At 35.6% G+C, this 15441-nt stretch carries 28 protein-coding genes; all 28 read left to right on the top strand.

Going from position 1 to position 15441, the window contains the following annotated elements; all coding sequences use genetic code 11:
• Positions 1-657, top strand: a 657-nt coding sequence (rplB, locus tag VI621_RS03615; protein WP_324217015.1) for a 50S ribosomal protein L2, incomplete at its 5' end; no start/stop codon positions are given.
• 7 nt (positions 658-664) lie between these two features.
• Positions 665-943 carry a 30S ribosomal protein S19 gene (rpsS, locus tag VI621_RS03610; protein ID WP_014085019.1) on the top strand — a complete coding sequence of 93 codons (279 nt, stop codon included), beginning with the start codon at positions 665-667 and terminating at the stop codon, positions 941-943.
• A 6-nt stretch (positions 944-949) separates the two neighbouring features.
• Complete coding sequence (gene rplV / locus VI621_RS03605) at positions 950-1366, top strand: 50S ribosomal protein L22 (RefSeq protein ID WP_324217014.1); 417 nt, start codon at positions 950-952, stop codon at positions 1364-1366.
• 6 nt (positions 1367-1372) lie between these two features.
• Entirely contained in the window at positions 1373-2134 is a 762-nt protein-coding gene (gene rpsC, locus VI621_RS03600; protein WP_144265614.1) for a 30S ribosomal protein S3, read from the top strand.
• A 19-nt stretch (positions 2135-2153) separates the two neighbouring features.
• Complete coding sequence (gene rplP, locus VI621_RS03595; protein WP_007803637.1) at positions 2154-2579, top strand: 50S ribosomal protein L16; 426 nt, start codon at positions 2154-2156, stop codon at positions 2577-2579.
• 13 nt (positions 2580-2592) lie between these two features.
• Complete coding sequence (gene rpmC / locus VI621_RS03590; protein ID WP_047774317.1) at positions 2593-2784, top strand: 50S ribosomal protein L29; 192 nt, start codon at positions 2593-2595, stop codon at positions 2782-2784.
• A gap of 17 nt (positions 2785-2801) precedes the next feature.
• On the top strand, positions 2802-3062 hold the full coding sequence (gene rpsQ / locus VI621_RS03585; RefSeq protein ID WP_091203665.1) for a 30S ribosomal protein S17: 261 nt from the start codon (positions 2802-2804) through the stop codon (positions 3060-3062).
• Between the two features lie 2 nt (positions 3063-3064).
• The gene (gene rplN / locus VI621_RS03580) at positions 3065-3433 is read left to right on the top strand and encodes a 50S ribosomal protein L14 (RefSeq protein WP_026717863.1); all 369 of its coding nucleotides are present in this window, start codon (positions 3065-3067) and stop codon (positions 3431-3433) included.
• A gap of 11 nt (positions 3434-3444) precedes the next feature.
• The gene (gene rplX, locus VI621_RS03575) at positions 3445-3759 is read left to right on the top strand and encodes a 50S ribosomal protein L24 (protein WP_324217013.1); all 315 of its coding nucleotides are present in this window, start codon (positions 3445-3447) and stop codon (positions 3757-3759) included.
• Between the two features lie 2 nt (positions 3760-3761).
• A complete protein-coding gene (rplE, locus tag VI621_RS03570) occupies positions 3762-4313 on the top strand; it encodes a 50S ribosomal protein L5 (protein ID WP_324217012.1) in 552 nt (183 codons plus the stop codon).
• 3 nt (positions 4314-4316) lie between these two features.
• A complete protein-coding gene (gene rpsN / locus VI621_RS03565) occupies positions 4317-4586 on the top strand; it encodes a 30S ribosomal protein S14 (protein WP_324217011.1) in 270 nt (89 codons plus the stop codon).
• 74 nt (positions 4587-4660) lie between these two features.
• Positions 4661-5059, top strand: a complete 399-nt coding sequence (rpsH, locus tag VI621_RS03560) for a 30S ribosomal protein S8 (RefSeq protein WP_126745307.1) — start codon at positions 4661-4663, stop codon at positions 5057-5059.
• A gap of 18 nt (positions 5060-5077) precedes the next feature.
• Positions 5078-5620 (top strand): 50S ribosomal protein L6, encoded by a 543-nt coding sequence (gene rplF, locus VI621_RS03555; RefSeq protein ID WP_324217010.1) that lies wholly within the window; start codon positions 5078-5080, stop codon positions 5618-5620.
• Between the two features lie 11 nt (positions 5621-5631).
• Complete coding sequence (gene rplR / locus VI621_RS03550; protein ID WP_324217009.1) at positions 5632-5982, top strand: 50S ribosomal protein L18; 351 nt, start codon at positions 5632-5634, stop codon at positions 5980-5982.
• Between the two features lie 6 nt (positions 5983-5988).
• A complete protein-coding gene (gene rpsE, locus VI621_RS03545; RefSeq protein WP_144256165.1) occupies positions 5989-6516 on the top strand; it encodes a 30S ribosomal protein S5 in 528 nt (175 codons plus the stop codon).
• A 12-nt stretch (positions 6517-6528) separates the two neighbouring features.
• Positions 6529-6711: a 50S ribosomal protein L30 gene (gene rpmD, locus VI621_RS03540; protein WP_035668100.1), complete on the top strand. Its 183-nt coding sequence runs from the start codon at positions 6529-6531 to the stop codon at positions 6709-6711.
• An 11-nt stretch (positions 6712-6722) separates the two neighbouring features.
• Positions 6723-7175, top strand: coding sequence for a 50S ribosomal protein L15 (gene rplO, locus VI621_RS03535; RefSeq protein ID WP_126745303.1), 453 nt, complete (start codon positions 6723-6725; stop codon positions 7173-7175).
• A gap of 12 nt (positions 7176-7187) precedes the next feature.
• Positions 7188-8534 (top strand): preprotein translocase subunit SecY, encoded by a 1347-nt coding sequence (gene secY, locus VI621_RS03530; protein WP_324217008.1) that lies wholly within the window; start codon positions 7188-7190, stop codon positions 8532-8534.
• 3 nt (positions 8535-8537) lie between these two features.
• Positions 8538-8753 (top strand): translation initiation factor IF-1, encoded by a 216-nt coding sequence (infA, locus tag VI621_RS03525; RefSeq protein ID WP_007136545.1) that lies wholly within the window; start codon positions 8538-8540, stop codon positions 8751-8753.
• Positions 8754-8764: 11 nt separating this feature from the next.
• A complete protein-coding gene (ykgO, locus tag VI621_RS03520; protein WP_108736932.1) occupies positions 8765-8881 on the top strand; it encodes a type B 50S ribosomal protein L36 in 117 nt (38 codons plus the stop codon).
• Positions 8882-8883: 2 nt separating this feature from the next.
• A complete protein-coding gene (gene rpsM / locus VI621_RS03515; RefSeq protein WP_073018962.1) occupies positions 8884-9258 on the top strand; it encodes a 30S ribosomal protein S13 in 375 nt (124 codons plus the stop codon).
• A gap of 8 nt (positions 9259-9266) precedes the next feature.
• Positions 9267-9650: a 30S ribosomal protein S11 gene (rpsK, locus tag VI621_RS03510; RefSeq protein ID WP_108776509.1), complete on the top strand. Its 384-nt coding sequence runs from the start codon at positions 9267-9269 to the stop codon at positions 9648-9650.
• A gap of 90 nt (positions 9651-9740) precedes the next feature.
• Positions 9741-10346, top strand: a complete 606-nt coding sequence (gene rpsD / locus VI621_RS03505) for a 30S ribosomal protein S4 (RefSeq protein WP_324217007.1) — start codon at positions 9741-9743, stop codon at positions 10344-10346.
• Positions 10347-10368: 22 nt separating this feature from the next.
• Positions 10369-11361 (top strand): DNA-directed RNA polymerase subunit alpha, encoded by a 993-nt coding sequence (locus VI621_RS03500; protein WP_324217006.1) that lies wholly within the window; start codon positions 10369-10371, stop codon positions 11359-11361.
• Positions 11362-11423: 62 nt separating this feature from the next.
• Entirely contained in the window at positions 11424-11912 is a 489-nt protein-coding gene (rplQ, locus tag VI621_RS03495) for a 50S ribosomal protein L17 (RefSeq protein ID WP_324217005.1), read from the top strand.
• Positions 11913-12219: 307 nt separating this feature from the next.
• A complete protein-coding gene (carA, locus tag VI621_RS03490) occupies positions 12220-13326 on the top strand; it encodes a glutamine-hydrolyzing carbamoyl-phosphate synthase small subunit (protein WP_324217004.1) in 1107 nt (368 codons plus the stop codon).
• A 228-nt stretch (positions 13327-13554) separates the two neighbouring features.
• Positions 13555-14046, top strand: coding sequence for an ankyrin repeat domain-containing protein (locus VI621_RS03485; RefSeq protein ID WP_324217003.1), 492 nt, complete (start codon positions 13555-13557; stop codon positions 14044-14046).
• A gap of 30 nt (positions 14047-14076) precedes the next feature.
• A complete protein-coding gene (locus tag VI621_RS03480; protein ID WP_324217002.1) occupies positions 14077-15432 on the top strand; it encodes a T9SS type A sorting domain-containing protein in 1356 nt (451 codons plus the stop codon).
• Positions 15433-15441: the final 9 nt, after the last annotated feature.

The raw sequence follows: 15441 nt of genomic DNA, 5'->3' as shown, positions 1-15441 counted from the left end.
GGTCACAAGCAGAGATATCGTATTATTGATTTCAAAAGAACTAAAGATGGAATTCCAGCTTCAGTGAAATCGATCGAATACGATCCAAATCGTACTGCGTTTATCGCTTTATTAGCTTATGCTGATGGTGAGAAAACTTATGTTATTGCTCAAAATGGATTGCAAGTTGGTCAGAAATTAGTTTCTGGTCCTGAGGCGCAACCAGAAATTGGTAATACATTACCATTAAGCAGAATCCCATTGGGAACTGTAATATCTTGTATTGAGTTACGTCCGGGACAAGGAGCAGTAATCGCTCGTTCTGCTGGAACATTTGCTCAATTAATGGCAAGAGATGGTAAATATGCAACAATTAAAATGCCTTCTGGAGAAACAAGATTGATCTTGTTGACCTGTTCGGCTACAATTGGAGCGGTATCTAATTCTGACCACCAATTAGTTGTATCTGGAAAAGCAGGTAGAACAAGATGGTTAGGTAGAAGACCTAGAACAAGACCTGTTGCAATGAACCCTGTCGATCACCCAATGGGTGGTGGTGAAGGACGTTCTTCTGGTGGACATCCACGTTCAAGAAATGGAATACCAGCTAAAGGTTATAGAACTCGTTCTAAGAAAAACCCGAGTAACAAGTATATCGTAGAACGTAGAAAGAAATAAGTAAGATATGGCACGTTCATTAAAAAAAGGACCTTTCGTTCATTATAAGTTAGACAAGAAAGTTCAGGAAAACATCGAGAAAGGTAATAAAGGAGTAGTAAAGACTTGGTCTAGAGCTTCCATGATTACTCCAGACTTTGTTGGACAAACTATCGCAGTTCATAACGGTCGTCAGTTTGTACCAGTTTACGTAACAGAAAACATGGTAGGTCACAAATTAGGAGAGTTTTCACCAACAAGATCTTTTAGAGGTCACGCTGGGGCAAAAAATAAAGGTAAAAAATAAGAAGCAATGGGAGTTCGTAAAAGAGAAACAGCAGATGCGAGAAAAGAGGCTAATAAGTCTATTGCTTTCGCGAAATTGAATAACTGCCCTACTTCACCTAGAAAAATGCGCTTAGTAGCGGACTTGGTAAGAGGTCAGAAGGTAGAAAGAGCATTAAACATCTTAAGATTTAGTTCTAAAGAAGCTTCAAGAAAATTAGAGAAATTGGTTTTATCTGTTATTGCCAACTGGCAAGCAAAAAACCCTGACGCTAATATGGAAGAAGCAGGTTTATTTGTTAAAACGATTACAGTAGATGGTGGAATGATGTTGAAAAGACTTCGTCCAGCTCCACAAGGTCGTGCACACAGAATTAGAAAACGTTCTAACCACGTTACAATCGTGTTAGGATCTACTATTATTAATAACACAGAAGCAATTTAATAAAAGATGGGACAAAAGACAAATCCAATTGGAAATAGACTTGGTATCATCAGAGGATGGGACTCAAACTGGTATGGTGGAAATGACTACGGTGATAAATTGGCCGAAGATTATAAAATCAGAAAGTATATCCATGCTCGTTTATCAAAAGCTAGTGTATCAAAAGTAATCATCGAGAGAACTTTGAAACTTGTAACCGTTACTATCACTACAGCCAGACCTGGTATCATTATCGGAAAAGGTGGACAAGAGGTAGACAAGTTGAAAGAAGAACTTAAGAAAATTACTGACAAAGAGGTTCAAATCAACATCTTTGAAATCAAAAGACCTGAGCTTGACGCGTATCTAGTTGCTACAAGCATCTGTCGTCAAATCGAAAGCAGGATTTCTTACAGACGTGCAATCAAAATGGCTATTGCTGCTTCTATGCGTATGAACGCAGAAGGTATCAAAGTCTTGATTTCTGGTCGTTTGAATGGTGCAGAGATGGCTCGTTCAGAAGGTTTCAAAGAAGGTAGAATTCCTCTATCAACTTTCAGAGCCGATATTGACTATGCTTTGGCTGAAGCACATACTACTTACGGTAGAATGGGTATCAAAGTATGGATCATGAAAGGTGAAGTTTATGGAAAGAGAGATCTTTCTCCACTTGCAGGAATGGATAAAAAACAATCCGGAACTGGTGGTGGTAAAGGTGGCGATGCTCCTAGAGGAGACAGAAAGCCTTTTAATAAAGGTGGAAAACCAGACGCTCGTAAACGAAAGTAAATTTTTAAACTAAAGTAAAATGTTACAGCCTAAAAGAACAAAATACCGTAAGGTACAAAAAGGTAAAATGAAAGGGAACTCTCAAAGAGGGCATGAACTTTCTAATGGAATGTTTGGTATTAAATCTGTACATGAAGATGGAATGTTCTTAACTTCTCGTCAAATCGAAGCTGCGCGTATCGCTGCAACTCGTTTTATGAAGAGAGAAGGACAATTATGGATCAAAATATTTCCAGACAAACCAATTACTAAGAAACCTCTTGAGGTACGTATGGGTAAAGGAAAAGGAGCCGTTGAATATTGGGCTGCTGTTGTTAAACCCGGAAGAATTATGTTCGAAGTTGGAGGAGTACCTTTGTCAGTTGCAAAAGAGGCGTTACGTCTTGCAGCTCAAAAGCTTCCAGTAAAAACTAAATTCGTTGTTGCTAGAGATTTCGAAGCATAATTTATATTATATTATGAAACAATCAGAAATAAAAGATCTTTCTGCAGCAGAGTTGCAAGAAAAGCTTAGCCAGACTAAGAAAACATATGCTGATCTAAAAATGGCTCACGCTATTTCGCCAATTGAGAACCCACTTCAAATTAGAAGTGTAAGAAGAACAGTTGCTAGATTAGCTACAGAACTTACTAAAAGAGAGTTACAATAACTGTATTCTGCTGAAAGATGGAAGAAAAAAGAAATTTAAGAAAAGAAAGAGTTGGTGTTGTTACTTCAGACAAAATGGATAAATCTATTGTTGTTGCTGAAGTGCGTAAAGTAAAACACCCATTATACGGTAAGTTCGTGTTGAAAACTAAAAAGTATCACGCACACGACGAAAAGAACGACTGCAATGTTGGAGATACGGTAAGGATTAGCGAAACGCGTCCTTTAAGTAAAACCAAATGTTGGAGGTTAGTTGAAATCTTAGAAAGAGCTAAATAATTATGGTACAACAAGAATCAAGACTAAAAGTAGCAGATAACACAGGGGCTAAAGAAGTTTTAACCATCCGTGTTTTAGGAGGTACCAAAAGAAGGTATGCCTCTGTTGGAGACAAGATTGTAGTATCAATTAAAGATACAGCACCTAACGGAAGCGTTAAAAAAGGAGCTGTTTCAACTGCAGTAGTTGTACGTACCAAAAAAGAAGTGAGAAGAGCCGACGGTTCATACATCAGATTCGACGATAACGCTTGCGTATTGTTAAATGCTGCTGGTGAAATGAGAGGAACTCGTGTTTTTGGTCCAGTAGCAAGAGAACTTCGTGAAAAACAATTCATGAAAATTGTATCATTAGCACCTGAAGTGCTTTAATTATTTTTAAGATGATAAAGCTAAAAATAAAAACAGGAGATATCGTTAGAGTTATTACCGGAGACCATAAAGGTGCTGAAGGTAAAATTGTAAAGGTGGACCGTGAGAAGAACAAAGCGATCGTTGAAGGTGTAAACATGGTTTCGAAACATACAAAACCAAGTGCAAAAAGCCCTCAAGGAGGAATCGTTAAGAAAGAGGCTCCAATACAAATATCTAACCTTTCTCTTATAGATCCGAAAACAAAGGAAACTACAAGAACAGGAGTTAGAGTTGAAGGAGATAAAAAAGTAAGATTTTCAAAAAAATCTAATCAAGTATTATAGTAATGGCTTATATACCTAGACTAAAAGATGAATATAAGAACAGAGTAATCTCTGCTCTTAAAGAAGAATTCGGATACAAAAACGTAATGGAAGTTCCAAAATTGGAGAAAATCGTTTTGAGTAAAGGAGTTGGTGCAGCAGTATCTGACAAGAAACTTATTGACTATGCAGTGGATGAGTTGACTAAAATTACTGGACAAAAAGCTATTTCTACAATCTCTAAGAAAGACGTTGCGTCATTCAAATTGAGAAAAGGAATGCCAATTGGAGCGAAAGTTACCCTACGTGGAGAAAGAATGTATGAGTTTTTAGATAGATTCATCACTTCTTCTTTACCACGTGTTAGAGATTTCAGCGGTATCAAAGCTACTGGTTTTGACGGAAGAGGTAACTACAACTTAGGAGTTTTAGAACAAATCATTTTCCCTGAAATTGATATTGATAAAGTGAACAAGATTTCTGGTATGGATATTACATTTGTTACTTCTGCGAAAACAGATAAGGAAGCAAAATCGTTATTGACAGAACTAGGATTACCTTTTAAAAAGAATTAAGACATGGCTAAAGAATCAATGAAAGCCCGTGAGGTGAAGAGAGAAAAAACGGTAGCAAAGTATGCTGAGAAAAGAAAAGCTTTGTTAGAAGCTAAAGATTTCGTAGGTTTGCAAAAATTACCGAAAAACGCTTCGCCTGTTCGTTTGCACAATCGTTGTAAATTAACTGGTAGACCAAGAGGGTATATGCGTCAATTCGGTCTTTCACGTGTTACATTTCGTGAAATGGCAAACAACGGATTGATACCTGGGGTTAAGAAAGCTAGTTGGTAAAATAACATTTATAAATTGGTTAAAGGTTCTTCTAATGAGTATTAGTTGAAAACCATAGCCGCAAATTAATACACATGTATACAGATCCTATTGCGGATTATTTAACAAGAGTTAGAAACGCTGTGGCTGCAAACCACAAAGTTGTCGAAATTCCTGCATCTAATCTAAAAAAAGAAATAACAAAGATCTTATTTGATCAAGGTTATATCTTAAGTTACAAATTTGAAGACAACGCTGTTCAGGGTTCAATCAAAATCGCTTTGAAGTATGATAAAGATACTAAAGAGCCGGTAATCAAAGATATCCAAAGAATTAGTAAACCAGGTTTACGTAAGTATGCGGGTTCTTCTAAAATACCAAGAATCCTTAATGGATTAGGTATTGCTATTGTTTCTACATCAAAAGGTTTGATGACTGGAAAACAAGCCAAACAACTTAATGTTGGTGGCGAAGTAATCTGTTACGTATACTAATTTAAAGACTATAATAAGATGTCAAGAATAGGTAAAAACCCAGTTGTAATCCCTGCCGACGTAACTGTTGAAGTTAAAGACGGTATTATTACGGTAAAAGGAAAAAAAGGTCAACTTACACAGGAGTTTTCGGACGTAACTGTAACAGTTGAAGATGGTCAGGTTCAAGTGAACAGATCGTCTGATCACAAAGACCACAGAGCAAAACACGGATTGTACAGATCTTTAGTCAATAACATGATTATCGGTGTATCGGAAGGTTTTACTAAATCTTTAGAATTAGTAGGTGTAGGTTATAGAGCTTCAAATCAAGGTCAAAAACTTGATTTAGCTTTAGGTTACTCTCACAATATCGTTTTAGAAATTGCTCCAGAAGTAGTTTTAGAAACAATATCTGAAAAAGGTAAAAACCCAATCGTAAAATTAACATCATTTGACAAACAATTGTTAGGTCAGGTAGCTGCGAAAATCAGAGGTTTCCGTAAGCCTGAGCCGTACAAAGGAAAAGGTGTTAAATTTGTGGGTGAAGTATTAAGAAGAAAAGCAGGTAAATCAGCTTAAAAAATAAGATTATGTCATTAACAAAATCTGATAGAAGACAGAGAATCAAGTTCAGAATTAGAAAGACTATTAGTGGTTCAGCTACTAAACCAAGACTTTCTGTATTCAGAAGCAATAAAGAAATCTACGCACAACTTATTGATGATGTGAATGGAGTAACTTTATTGGCTGCATCTTCAAGAGAAAAAGAAGTAGGTAAAGGTACAAACGTAGAAGTTGCAAACGCAGTTGGAAAACTAGTTGCAGAAAAAGCGTTAAAAGCTGGGATAGATGCAGTAACTTTCGATAGAGGAGGTTATTTATATCACGGTCGTATTCAATCATTAGCAGAAGGCGCGAGAGCGGCTGGACTTAAATTCTAATATAGTATGTCTAATAGTAAATACAAGAATGTAGAGCTAGTAAAACCAAGTGGTCTTGAATTAAAAGATCGTTTGGTAAGTGTTAATCGTGTTACTAAAGTTACAAAGGGTGGTAGAGCTTTCGGTTTTTCTGCTATTGTAGTTGTAGGTGATGAAAATGGAGTAGTTGGTCACGGATTAGGAAAATCTAAAGACGTTTCTGAAGCAATTGCGAAAGCAGTAGAAGATGCAAAGAAAAATCTTGTAAAAATTCCTTTGAATGGTCAATCAGTTCCTCACGAACAAAAAGGTAAATTTGGTGGTGCACGTGTATTCTTAATTCCTGCCTCTCATGGTACAGGAGTTATTGCTGGTGGAGCTGTTCGTTCAGTTCTTGAATCAGTAGGAATTCATGATGTATTATCTAAATCTCAAGGATCATCAAATCCTCACAACGTAGTAAAAGCAACTTTTGATGCTTTGTTACAAATGAGAAGCGCACACACTGTTGCAAAACAACGTGGAGTTTCTTTAGAGAAAGTTTTTAAAGGTTAATTCAAGGAAATTATGGCTAAATTATTAGTAAAACAAGTTAGAAGCAAAATCAATTGTCCTCTTACTCAAAAAAGAGGTTTGGAAGCTCTAGGTCTACGTAAAATGGGACAAGTTGTAGAGCATGATTCAAACCCTACAATCCTTGGGATGATAAACAAAGTTAAACACTTAGTTTCTGTTGAAGAAACTAAATAACAAATACTGTTATGAATTTAAGTAACTTACAACCTGCTGAAGGTTCTACACACAATCAAAATAAAAGATTAGGTAGAGGAGAAGGTTCTGGAAAAGGTGGTACTTCTGCAAGAGGTCACAAAGGAGCAAAATCTCGTTCTGGTTATTCTAAAAAGATTGGTTTTGAAGGTGGTCAAATGCCACTTCAAAGACGTGTGCCTAAGTTTGGTTTCACAAACATCAATCGTAAGAATTACGAAGGTGTAAACCTTGATACACTGCAATTATTAGTGGATAATGGAATGATTACAGATACTGTTGATATGACAGTATTCGTTTCAAACCGTTTGGCTACCAAAAATGAAATCGTTAAGATTTTAGGTAGAGGAGAATTGACAGCTAAATTAAAGGTAACCGCTCACAAATTTACTGCTACTGCAAAAGCTGCTATCGAAGCGGCTGGTGGAGAAGCTGTAACAATATAATTTTTCTAGAAGATGAAGAAATTTATTGAATCACTTATTAATGTTTGGAAAATCGAAGAATTAAAAAATAGAATCCTAATTACTTTAGGGCTGTTATTAGTTTATCGTTTTGGTGCGCAAGTTACCCTTCCAGGTATTGATGCAACTCAATTAGCTAATTTAGCTGGTCAGACTAAGGAAGGAATTGGTTCAATTCTGGATATGTTTACCGGAGGTGCATTTTCTCAAGCTTCTGTTTTTGCGTTGGGTATCATGCCTTACATTTCAGCATCTATTGTAGTACAGTTAATGGGAATCGCGGTTCCTTATTTGCAAAAACTACAAAGTGATGGGGAAAGCGGAAGAAAGAAAATTAACCAAATAACACGTTGGTTGACTATCGCTATTACCTTAGTTCAAGGACCTGGTTATATCTATAATTTATATAGAACACTGCCAAGTAGCGCCTTTTTATTAGGATTTGATTCTTTTTCATTCTTATTCTCTTCAGTAATAATTTTAGTTACAGGTACAATTTTTGCCATGTGGTTAGGAGAAAAAATTACTGATAAAGGAATCGGAAATGGTATTTCACTATTAATTATGGTGGGTATATTAGCCAGATTTCCACAAGCGTTCATCCAGGAGTTTACAACTAGAGTTACCAACAACAACGGAGGGCCAATGTTATTGGTTATCGAAATTATTGTTTGGCTTTTAGTTATCATGGCATGTATATTGTTGGTAATGGCAATCAGAAAAATTCCTGTACAATACGCCAGAAGAACAGTTTCTGGTGATTTTGAACAAGACATGATGGGTGGAAACAGACAATGGATTCCATTAAAGCTTAATGCATCGGGTGTAATGCCAATTATCTTTGCACAAGCGATTATGTTTATTCCGGCTGCTTTAGCAGGTTTGTCTCAATCAGAAGTATCAACCTCAATTGCAGGAGCTTTTAGTAATATGTTTGGATTTTGGTATAACCTTGTATTCGCAACTTTAATAGTTGTATTTACTTTCTTTTATACTGCCATTACAGTTCCTACAAATAAAATGGCTGATGATTTAAAGAGAAGTGGTGGATTTATTCCGGGTATTAGACCAGGAGTGGAAACATCTGACTATTTAGATCACGTGATGTCTTTAATTACTTTCCCAGGTTCATTATTTCTTGCCTTAATAGCTGTGTTCCCGGCGATTGTTGTAAGTGTTATGGATGTTCAACAATCTTGGGCGATGTTTTTTGGCGGAACGTCATTAATAATTATGGTTGGAGTAGCAATAGATACCATTCAACAAATCAACTCTTATTTGCTTAATAAGCATTATGATGGTTTGATGAAAACTGGTAAAAATAGAAAAGCAGTAGCTTAACTTATGGCGAAACAATCAGCAATAGAACAAGACGGATCAATCATCGAAGCATTATCCAATGCGATGTTCCGTGTAGAGTTAGAAAATGGACATATTGTAATTGCTCATATATCTGGAAAAATGCGTATGCATTACATCAAATTATTACCTGGTGATAAAGTGAAACTGGAAATGAGCCCTTATGATCTGTCAAAAGCAAGAATTACTTATAGATATTAAAGGTATTCACAATGAAAGTAAGAGCATCAGTAAAAAAGAGAAGTCCCGAGTGCGTTATCGTGCGAAGAAAAGGGAGATTGTACGTAATTAACAAAAAGAATCCTAGATTTAAACAAAGACAAGGATAGTTATGGCAAGAATTGCAGGGGTAGATATCCCGAAAAATAAGAGAGGTGTTATTGCACTAACCTATATCTTCGGATTAGGAAAAAGTAGAGCTATTGAGATTTTAGAAAAAGCTCAAGTTAGCCAAGACAAGAAAGTTCAAGATTGGAATGATGACGAGATCGGAGCAATTCGTGAAGCGGTATCAACATTCAAAATTGAAGGTGAATTACGTTCTGAGGTTTCTTTGAACATCAAACGTCTTATGGACATTGGATGTTATAGAGGTATTCGTCACAGATCTGGTCTTCCATTAAGAGGACAAAGAACTAAAAACAACTCTAGAACAAGAAAAGGTAAGAGAAAAACTGTTGCCAACAAGAAAAAAGCAACTAAATAATAAGTAGTATGGCTAAGGCAAGTACAAAAAAACGTAAAGTCATTGTTGAATCAACGGGAGAAGCACACATCAGTGCAACTTTTAACAACATCATCATTTCTTTGACAAACAAAAAAGGTGAAGTTATTTCTTGGTCTTCAGCTGGTAAAATGGGCTTTAGAGGTTCTAAAAAGAACACTCCATATGCAGCTCAAATGGCAGCAGAAGATTGTAGTAAAGTAGCGTTGGAAGCAGGACTTAAAAAAGTAAAAGTGTATGTAAAAGGACCAGGAAACGGACGTGAGTCTGCCATTCGTTCTTTGCATAACGGTGGAATTGAAGTGACTGAGATTATCGATGTTACTCCAATGCCTCACAATGGATGTCGTCCTCCAAAAAGACGTAGAGTTTAATTATATATTTAAGTATAACTAGGTAGAATAAACGATTATCGAAGGATATGACCTGAATTCATAATCTCTACCTTAATTTAATTTTTAGAAATGGCAAGATATACTGGTCCAAAAACTAGAATTGCTCGTAAATTTGGCGAAGCAATCTTCGGAGATGACAAATCTTTCGAAAGAAGAAATTACCCACCTGGACAACACGGGATGGCTAAAAAAAGAGGAAAAAAATCTGAATTTGCTATCCAGTTAATGGAAAAACAAAAAGCTAAATATTCTTACGGAATTTTAGAAAAACAATTCAGAGGCTTATTCAAAAAAGCAGCAGCTTCAAAAGGTGTAACAGGTGAAATCCTATTACAATTATGTGAAGCAAGATTAGATAACGTAGTATTCAGAATGGGTATCGCTCCTTCTAGAAGAGGCGCTAGACAATTGGTATCGCACAGACACATCGTGGTAAACGGTGAAGTTGTAGATATCGCTTCTTACCACTTGAAAGCTGGTGATAAAGTTGCCGTTCGTGAAAAATCTAAATCATTAGAAGCTATCGAACGTTCTTTGTCTAATTCTAGTCATGTTTATGAATGGATTACTTGGAACAACGATATCAAAGAAGGTACTTTTGTTTCTGTTCCTGCAAGATTGCAAATTCCAGAAAACATCAAAGAACAATTAATCGTAGAGTTGTACAACAAATAATAACTGACATTAGTCGAAATTTATGGCAATATTTAATTTTCAGAAGCCCGATAAAGTTATCATGATCGATTCAACCGATTTTGAAGGTAAATTCGAATTTAGACCTTTAGAACCTGGTTACGGATTGACAGTTGGTAATGCACTTAGAAGAGTTTTACTTTCTGCTTTAGAAGGATACGCAATCACATCGGTTCGTATCGAAGGTGTAGATCATGAATTTTCTACTATCTCAGGAGTTGTTGAAGATGTTACAGAAATTATCCTTAATCTTAAACAAGTACGTTTCAAACGTCAAATTGAAGATGTAGATAATGAATCGGTTACGATTTCTGTTACAGGTAAAGACCAACTTACTGCTGGTGATTTTCAAAAGTTTATCTCAGGTTTCCAAGTTCTGAACCCAGAACTGGTAATTTGTAATTTAGACCCAAAAATCAATTTGAATTTCGAATTGACAATTGAAAAAGGTAGAGGTTATGTTCCTGCAGAAGAGAACAAAAAACAAAATGCAGCAATTGGAACAATATTTACTGACTCAATCTTTACTCCGGTAAAAAACGTAAAGTATACTATTGAAAACTTCCGTGTAGAGCAAAAAACAGATTATGAAAAATTGGTTTTTGAAATAAAAACTGACGGTTCAATCAATCCAAAAGATGCCCTTACTGAAGCTGCCAAAGTTTTAATTCACCATTTCATGTTGTTTTCTGACGAAAGAATTACGCTAGAGGCTGACGAAATCGCTCAAACTGAATCGTATGACGAAGAGTCATTGCACATGAGACAATTGCTTAAAACTAAGCTTGTTGATATGGACTTATCGGTTAGAGCATTAAATTGTTTGAAAGCGGCTGAAGTTGATACATTAGGTGACTTAGTGTCATTCAATAAAAATGACCTGATGAAATTCCGTAATTTCGGTAAAAAATCGTTAACTGAATTAGACGAATTAGTCGCAGTTAAAAATTTAACCTTCGGAATGGATTTAGCAAAATACAAACTAGATAAAGAATAAATTACTTCATATTTTGCTCTCCAAAGTGGATTGCAGCAAGATGAAGTTAAAAAAAATACGTCATGAGACACGGAAAAAAATTCAATCACTTAAGTAGACAGAAAGGACATAGAGCAGCTATGTTGGCTAATATGGCTTGTTCTCTTATCGAGCACAAACGTATTAACACTACTGTCGCTAAAGCAAAAGCACTTAAACAATTCGTTGAGCCGCTTATAACAAAATCAAAAGCTGATACTACTCACAACAGACGTATCGTTTTCGCTTACTTACGTAGCAAATATGCCGTAACTGACTTGTTCAGAGACGTAGCTGCAAAAGTAGGAGATCGTCCGGGTGGTTACACTCGTATCATCAAAGTTGGAAATCGTTTAGGAGATAATGCTGATATGGCAATGATCGAACTAGTAGATTTCAACGAACTTTACAACGGTGGTAAAAAAGAAGTGAAAAAAGCAAAAAGCCGTCGTGGTGGAAAAGCAAAGAAAGCAGATGAAGCTACAGAAGCTCCAGCTGCCGAAACTGAAACTACAACAGACGCAGCTGAATAAGGATGAAAATCACTATTCAATAAAAATCAAGGATAAACTTTTACTAGTTTGTCCTTTTTTTTTGTCAAATTTTAAAGGAGCTAAAATTTTTGGCTTCTTCAAGAAATCATGTACCTGCTGTCCGTTGTAATCTTTTTTTCGTCAGTTCGAGTTTGGACTGAAAGACAAAATATCGAGAAGACGAAAAAAAGGATTTCCACTACCATCAGGGCTAAAGAATAAAATTGTGGCCTCACGAGAAATTAAATTTTCAGAAACCCACAAATTGAATTAAATTTGCAACCGCAACACAACAACTACAACACAAATGAAATACGCAAATAGACAAAAAGCCATCCTGTTACTCAGTGACGGAACCATTTTTCACGGGAAATCCATCGGAATAGAAGGCACCGCTTTTGGCGAAGTTTGTTTCAATACCGGAATGACCGGTTACCAGGAAATCTTTACCGATCCGTCTTATTTCGGACAAATCATGGTCGCAACCAATCCGCACATCGGTAATTACGGCGTAAACGACAAAGAAGTAGAATCCGATTCCATAAAAATATCTGGCTTAGTTTGTAAAAATTTTAGCTTTAATTATTCCAGAGCAGATGCTTCAGGAAGTTTAGAAGATTATTTTGCCAAACAAAATTTAGTTTGCATTTCCGATGTCGATACCCGTGCTTTAGTTAGTTATATTCGTGATAACGGCGCCATGAATGCCGTAATCTCCACAGATGGCAAATCTATCGAAGAATTGAAAGCCATGCTTAAGGAAGTTCCAGAAATGAATGGATTGGAATTGGCTTCGAAAGTATCAACAAAAGAGCCATATTTCTTTGGAGAAGAAAACGCAACCTATAAAATCGCAGCCTTAGATTTAGGAATCAAGAAAAATATCCTGCGCAACTTAGCAAAAAGAGATTGTTATATAAAAGTGTTTCCTTTTGATGCAACCTACCAAGATTTGGCAGCTTTCAATCCCGATGGATTTTTCCTTTCTAACGGACCTGGAGATCCCGAGCCCTTATTTGACGCTCAGGAAGTGGCAAAACAAATTTTGGCAAACAACAAACCGTTATTCGGAATTTGTTTAGGACATCAGGTAATTGGCTTGGCAAACGGAATTTCAACTTACAAAATGTTTAACGGTCACCGCGGAATTAACCATCCGGTAATGAATGTGATTTCTGGTAAAGGAGAAATTACATCTCAAAACCACGGTTTTGCTGTCAACAAAGAAGAATTAGAAAAACACCCTGATTTTGAAATCACGCATTTACACCTTAATGACGATACCGTTGCCGGAATGCGTATGAAAAGCAAAAATTGTTTCTCAGTGCAATACCATCCCGAGGCCAGTCCCGGTCCACACGATTCAAGCTACTTGTTTGATGAATTTATTGAAAGAATAAGAGATAGAAAATAATTTAGCATTACAATATTAATTTTTGTAAGGTTTATAATGGAAGGGTTTGACTTTTTAATTAAAGTTTTACCCTTTTTTTGTGGATTATAAAAAAGGAAATAGTCTTATGTAATCAGGCTATGTAAATTATATTAAAAAGATGATAAATATCATATAATAGTTTGTAGATGATTTGTAAATTTAACAGAAACTAAAATAGTTATGATAAAAAAAATTATATTCTCATTTATGATAAGTTTCAGTTTATTTGCCAATGCTCAGGATAAAAATGTTTTTGATGTCGCGAGAAAAGGAACTTTAGAAGAGATGAAATCAATTTACAAAAGCAACCCGGATTTGATTAACACGCTTAGCGATGATTATACTCCGTTAATATTGGCTTGTTACAGAGCCAATGTAGCTGTTGCTTTATTTCTTATCAATAAAGTTTCGGATATTAACTATAGTTCAGGGGATGGTACTGCACTAATGGCAGCAGTAATGTCTGGGAATATTCAAATAATTGATCAATTGATTTTGCATAAAGCCAATTTGAATACTGCCGATGCTCAAGGAAAAACAGCCTTGATTTATGCTGCTTATTTTAATAAAACTGAAATTGTTAAAAGTTTGATAAAAGCGGGAGTAGATAAAAAACACAAAGACAGTGAAGGAAAAACAGCTTTAGATTTTGCTAATTTTAATAAAAATACGGAATTAATAATATTATTAGATAATTAATACTCAATACTAACATTAACAAAATTAAATATGAAAAAGATTTACATTGGATTACTGATTGCAGGGATGATTAATTTGTCTTTTGCTCAAACAAAATCTAGTGGAGTTATTACTTTCGCTAGTATTACATCTATGTCTGTCAAACTTGATGTAAATAAAACTACGTCGAAGGTAACGATGACACTTACTGGTCCGGCAGACAGATTGTTTTGTATAGGATTTGGAAGTACCTCTATGAATGGAATTACGGATTCTTTTACAAGCAATTCTCCAACTACAATTTTAGACAGCAATGGATTTACTGGGTATAGCAGTATTATTGCTGATTCCCAACAAAATTGGACATTGGTTTCAAATGTAGTTGATGGAACTGGCTTGATAAGAACATTAGTTGCCACTAGAGCATTAAATACTGGAGATGTTTCGGATTATACTTTTGATTATGATAATTTGACAAGCTTGAATATCTCTTGGGCAATGTGGAGAACTGCTAATGAGTGGGCATTAAATGGTAAAGATTTGAATGGTGCCGGTACTGTTAACACTAGGCATAATAATGCCGCTTCTTTAACAAGAGGTGGTGTAGTGGCTACATTTTATGTAAATGAAATGAAATCTACAGGAGTGGTTTCTTTTACTAGTATAACTCCTATGTCCGTAAAACTTGATATGGATAACACTGCATCGCAACTTACGATGACACTTACTGGACCGGCGGATAGATTGTTTTGTATAGGATTTGGAAACACTATTATGGACGGTGCTGATACGGTTACAAATAATTCTCCAACTTCGATTATGGATACTCAGCCATTTATAGCTCACAGTATTCTTGTAGCTGATACGCAACAAGATTGGACATTAGTTTCAAATGTAGTTGACGGTACTGGTTTGATAAGAACATTAATTGCTACCAGAGCATTAAACACTGGAGATGCTACAGATTATACTTTTAATTACGCAACTTTAACTAACCTAAATATCATTTGGGGAATGTGGAGAACAGCTAATGAATATGCATTAAATGGCAAGGATTTGAATGGTGCCGGTACTGTTACCACTAGACATAATAATGCCGCTTCTTTAACCAGAGGTACTGCGCAATTGACATTTGGAACTTTAGGTGTTGATAATTTTGCCTCTTTAGATAAAATAAACGTTTATCCAAATCCCTCTAATGGGTTTTTAAACATTTCTAAAAATAATGACACTTCAATTTCAAAAATTAGAGTTTTTGATACCAATGCTAAATTATTAAAAGAAATAGATTCAGATGTTAACAGTGAACTTGTTTCCATAAATATATCAAACTTGTCAAGAGGAATGTACTTTGTGGAGATTTCGAATGAGCAGGATAAAGTGGTTAAAAAAATTATAATAAAATAAATTATAAGC

The sequence above is a fragment of the Flavobacterium sp. genome (assembly GCF_035292545.1).
Taxonomy (GTDB): Bacteria; Bacteroidota; Bacteroidia; order Flavobacteriales; family Flavobacteriaceae; genus Flavobacterium.
Note: the sequence above shows the minus strand (reverse complement) of the source record. Positions and strands in the feature narration are given on the sequence as shown.

Excerpts from the sequence above, each read along its gene's own strand:
- rpsS (WP_014085019.1), top strand. The coding sequence starts at position 665 with ATGGCACGTTCATTAAAAAAAGGACCTTTCGTTCATTATAAGTTAGAC.
- rplV (WP_324217014.1), top strand. The coding sequence starts at position 950 with ATGGGAGTTCGTAAAAGAGAAACAGCAGATGCGAGAAAAGAGGCTAAT.
- rpsC (WP_144265614.1), top strand. The coding sequence starts at position 1,373 with ATGGGACAAAAGACAAATCCAATTGGAAATAGACTTGGTATCATCAGA.
- rplP (WP_007803637.1), top strand. The coding sequence starts at position 2,154 with ATGTTACAGCCTAAAAGAACAAAATACCGTAAGGTACAAAAAGGTAAA.
- rpmC (WP_047774317.1), top strand. The coding sequence starts at position 2,593 with ATGAAACAATCAGAAATAAAAGATCTTTCTGCAGCAGAGTTGCAAGAA.
- rpsQ (WP_091203665.1), top strand. The coding sequence starts at position 2,802 with ATGGAAGAAAAAAGAAATTTAAGAAAAGAAAGAGTTGGTGTTGTTACT.
- rplN (WP_026717863.1), top strand. The coding sequence starts at position 3,065 with ATGGTACAACAAGAATCAAGACTAAAAGTAGCAGATAACACAGGGGCT.
- rplX (WP_324217013.1), top strand. The coding sequence starts at position 3,445 with ATGATAAAGCTAAAAATAAAAACAGGAGATATCGTTAGAGTTATTACC.
- rplE (WP_324217012.1), top strand. The coding sequence starts at position 3,762 with ATGGCTTATATACCTAGACTAAAAGATGAATATAAGAACAGAGTAATC.
- rpsN (WP_324217011.1), top strand. The coding sequence starts at position 4,317 with ATGGCTAAAGAATCAATGAAAGCCCGTGAGGTGAAGAGAGAAAAAACG.
- rpsH (WP_126745307.1), top strand. The coding sequence starts at position 4,661 with ATGTATACAGATCCTATTGCGGATTATTTAACAAGAGTTAGAAACGCT.
- rplF (WP_324217010.1), top strand. The coding sequence starts at position 5,078 with ATGTCAAGAATAGGTAAAAACCCAGTTGTAATCCCTGCCGACGTAACT.
- rplR (WP_324217009.1), top strand. The coding sequence starts at position 5,632 with ATGTCATTAACAAAATCTGATAGAAGACAGAGAATCAAGTTCAGAATT.
- rpsE (WP_144256165.1), top strand. The coding sequence starts at position 5,989 with ATGTCTAATAGTAAATACAAGAATGTAGAGCTAGTAAAACCAAGTGGT.
- rpmD (WP_035668100.1), top strand. The coding sequence starts at position 6,529 with ATGGCTAAATTATTAGTAAAACAAGTTAGAAGCAAAATCAATTGTCCT.
- rplO (WP_126745303.1), top strand. The coding sequence starts at position 6,723 with ATGAATTTAAGTAACTTACAACCTGCTGAAGGTTCTACACACAATCAA.
- secY (WP_324217008.1), top strand. The coding sequence starts at position 7,188 with ATGAAGAAATTTATTGAATCACTTATTAATGTTTGGAAAATCGAAGAA.
- infA (WP_007136545.1), top strand. The coding sequence starts at position 8,538 with ATGGCGAAACAATCAGCAATAGAACAAGACGGATCAATCATCGAAGCA.
- ykgO (WP_108736932.1), top strand. The coding sequence starts at position 8,765 with ATGAAAGTAAGAGCATCAGTAAAAAAGAGAAGTCCCGAGTGCGTTATC.
- rpsM (WP_073018962.1), top strand. The coding sequence starts at position 8,884 with ATGGCAAGAATTGCAGGGGTAGATATCCCGAAAAATAAGAGAGGTGTT.
- rpsK (WP_108776509.1), top strand. The coding sequence starts at position 9,267 with ATGGCTAAGGCAAGTACAAAAAAACGTAAAGTCATTGTTGAATCAACG.
- rpsD (WP_324217007.1), top strand. The coding sequence starts at position 9,741 with ATGGCAAGATATACTGGTCCAAAAACTAGAATTGCTCGTAAATTTGGC.
- VI621_RS03500 (WP_324217006.1), top strand. The coding sequence starts at position 10,369 with ATGGCAATATTTAATTTTCAGAAGCCCGATAAAGTTATCATGATCGAT.
- rplQ (WP_324217005.1), top strand. The coding sequence starts at position 11,424 with ATGAGACACGGAAAAAAATTCAATCACTTAAGTAGACAGAAAGGACAT.
- carA (WP_324217004.1), top strand. The coding sequence starts at position 12,220 with ATGAAATACGCAAATAGACAAAAAGCCATCCTGTTACTCAGTGACGGA.
- VI621_RS03485 (WP_324217003.1), top strand. The coding sequence starts at position 13,555 with ATGATAAGTTTCAGTTTATTTGCCAATGCTCAGGATAAAAATGTTTTT.
- VI621_RS03480 (WP_324217002.1), top strand. The coding sequence starts at position 14,077 with ATGAAAAAGATTTACATTGGATTACTGATTGCAGGGATGATTAATTTG.